The organism is Devosia geojensis (genome assembly GCF_000969415.1).
Lineage (GTDB): Bacteria > Pseudomonadota > Alphaproteobacteria > Rhizobiales > Devosiaceae > Devosia > Devosia geojensis.
Genome location: NZ_JZEX01000008.1, coordinates 1 through 2,971, shown reverse-complemented (window position 1 = coordinate 2,971; position 2,971 = coordinate 1). Strand labels below are relative to the sequence as shown.

Annotated in this window: 2 protein-coding genes; both read left to right on the top strand. The window is 69.0% G+C overall.

All coding sequences use genetic code 11. The features are described from left to right. Positions 1 to 81 precede the first annotated feature (81 nt). Positions 82 to 1,329 (top strand): Zn-dependent hydrolase, encoded by a 1,248-nt coding sequence (locus VE25_RS00095; protein WP_046106538.1) that lies wholly within the window; start codon positions 82 to 84, stop codon positions 1,327 to 1,329. Positions 1,330 to 1,507: 178 nt separating this feature from the next. Continuing rightward, positions 1,508 to 2,677 carry a thiohydantoin desulfurase gene (gene ertC / locus VE25_RS00090; protein ID WP_083988631.1) on the top strand — a complete coding sequence of 390 codons (1,170 nt, stop codon included), beginning with the start codon at positions 1,508 to 1,510 and terminating at the stop codon, positions 2,675 to 2,677. Positions 2,678 to 2,971: the final 294 nt, after the last annotated feature.

Here is a 2,971-nt window from a genome sequence, read left to right as displayed (position 1 = left end):
CAGAGGGGTATAAGAGACAGCCCTTGTGGGGGAGGCTAGGAGGGGGGTTACCCCGGCAGGCATCGGACGGGGAGTGTTCCCATGACCCGGAACCTGCCCACCTCCCCCGCCCGCATCGGCGAGGACATCGAGGCGCTGGCCGCCATCACCGAGCCTGACCGCCCCTACACCCGCCGCGCCTTCACGCCGACCTTCCTCAAGGGCCGCGAGTGGCTGACTGCGCGCTTCGCCGCCGCCGGCCTCGAAACGCGGATCGATGCCGCCGGCAACCTCATCGGCCGCCGCGCCGGCGCGAAGCCGGACCTCGGCACCATCATGCTCGGCTCCCATTCCGACACCGTGCCGGACGGCGGGCGCTATGACGGCGTCGCCGGCGTTTCCGCCGCGCTCGAAGTCGCCCGTGCCCTCGCCGACCAGGGCATCGTCCTCGACCACGACCTCGAGATCGTCGATTTCCTCGCCGAAGAAGTCTCGATCTTCGGCGTCTCCTGCGTCGGCAGCCGCGGCATGACCGGCCAGCGCCCGGACGAGTGGCTCGCCCGCGAGGCCGAGGGCCTCAGCTTAAAGCGCGGCATTGATGAGGCCGGCGGTCACGCCGCTGCCACCCTCACCCGCAACGACATCGTCGCCTTCCTCGAGCTGCATATCGAGCAGGGCCCGGTGCTCGAGGCCGAAAGCCTCGACGTCGGCGTCGTCACCGCCATCGCCGGCATCACCCGCATCGAGATCGTCGTCGAAGGCCGCGCCGACCATGCCGGCACCACCCCTATGGGTCATCGGCAGGACGCCCTCGCCGCCGCCTCCTGGATCGTCCTCGCCGTCGAACGGTTCGCCCGCGAGCTCGCTAGCGGCCCTGCTCATTTCGCCGCGACTGTCGGCGAGTTCCGCATGGAGCCCAACGCCGCCAATGTCGTGCCGGCCAAGGTCACCATGCTCATCGACGCCCGCGCCGAGGACCGCGCCGACATGGACCGGTTCCTCGCCGAGCTCGAAACCGGCATCCAGGCCATCGCCGCCGAAACGGGCGTCACCGTCGCCCCGCTCCGCGTCATTTCCGACAACATGCCGACGCCCTGCGATCCGGGCCTCCTCGACATTCTCGACGCCGCCTGCGGCACCGCCGGGGCCCGCCACCGCCGCATGGCCTCCGGCGCCGGCCACGACACGGCCTGGCTCGCCCGCGTCACCAAGGCCGCCATGATCTTCGTCCCCTGCGCCGGCGGGCGCAGCCACACCCCCGAGGAATCGGCCAAGGTGGAGGACATTGCCCTCGGCGCCGCCGTACTGATGGAAGCGGTGAGGCGGATCGATACGGGAGAGGGATTGTGAGCGGAAGGCCCCCTCACCCGGCTCCTTCGGAGCCGACCTCTCCCTCAGAGGGAGAGGTGACGCGGTGGCGCCACCAGTGCCCCCAACACCTCTCCCTTCGGGGGAGAGGTCGGCGCGTAGCGCCGGGTGAGGGGCCCTTCTCGCTTCCCAGATACTCAGCCAATCGGAGACCACCTGAATGCCCCGCATCCTGACCGAGAAAGACGTTGAAGCCGCCGTCAAGGGTGGCTCGGTCTATGCCGCGGGCGGCGGCGGGTGGGCGGACCACGGCCGCATGCTCGGCCATGCCGCCGTCTCCATCGGCAAGCCCGAGCTCGTCACCATCGACGAGCTCCCGCCCGACGCCTGGGTCGCGACCGCCGCCGCCATCGGCGCGCCCGCCTCCACCACCCCGTGGGAGATGCGCGGCATTGACTACATCAAGGCGGTGCAATTGCTGCAGGAAGCGCTCGGCGAACCGCTCGCCGGCCTGATGATCGGGCAGAACGGCAAGTCCTCGACCCTCAACGGCTGGCTGCCGTCCGCCGCGCTCGGCCTCAAGGTCGTCGACGCCGTCGGCGACATCCGCGCCCATCCGACCGGCGACATGGGTTCGATCGGGCTCGCCGGCTCGCCCGAGCCGATGATCCAGACCGCCGTCGGCGGCAACCGCGAGGAGAACCGCTATATCGAGCTCGTGACCCGCGGCGCCACCGCCAAGGTCTCCCCGATCCTGCGCACCGCCGCCGATATGTCCGGCGGCTTCATCGCCTCCTGCCGCAATCCCGTGCGCGCGGCTTACGTCAAGGAGCACGCCGCGCTCGGCGGCATATCCCTGGCGCTCAAACTGGGCGAAGCCATCATCGCGGCCGAAGGCAAGGGTCCCGGCAAGGTCATCGACGCCATCGTCGAGACCACCGGCGGCGAAATCATCGTGCGCGGCACCGTCGAGAAGAAGGACGTGGCCTACACCAGCGAAGCGTTCGACGTCGGCACCATCACGGTCGGGCGCGGCGACGAGGCCGCGACCCTTCACGTGATGAACGAATACATGGCCGTCGACGACGCCGGCGCCACCCGCCGCGCCACCTTCCCCGACGTCATCACCACCCTCGACGCCGCCGGACGGCCGCTCTCGGTCGGCGAAGTGCGCGTCGGCATGTACATCTTCGTCCTCCACATGCCCAAGACCATCATTCCGCTCTCGTCCTCCGTCCTCGATCCCTCCGTCTATCCGCACGTGGAAAAGACCATGGGGATCGAGTTGGCGAGGTATGCGCTGGAGGGTGTTGGGGAGAGACGGGTGCCGGGCACCCTCCCCTCTCCCCTTGTGGGAGAGGGTGGATCGGCCGCAGGCCGAGACGGGTGAGGGGTCTGCGATGTTGCGGCGAGGCACGCATACCCCACACCCACGATGTCATCCCGGCGAAAGCCGGGACCCAGTATACGCTGGCCAAGGAGTGGCGCGCCGACTTCGCACCCTCGCTGGGTCATCTCCGCGAAAGCGGGACCTCCGTTCGCAAAAGTCGCGGGGAATGACCTTTGTCGTGGATATTGCTGTGCAAGCGCCACAACTCCAGCGTTTACTGGGTCCCGGCTTTCGCCGGGATGACATCTGAGAATTTGGCAGTCCCTTTGCCAACGCCCTAGGATACCCCATGCC

Excerpts from the sequence above, each read along its gene's own strand:
- ertC (WP_083988631.1), top strand. The coding sequence starts at position 1,508 with ATGCCCCGCATCCTGACCGAGAAAGACGTTGAAGCCGCCGTCAAGGGT.
- VE25_RS00095 (WP_046106538.1), top strand. The coding sequence starts at position 82 with ATGACCCGGAACCTGCCCACCTCCCCCGCCCGCATCGGCGAGGACATC.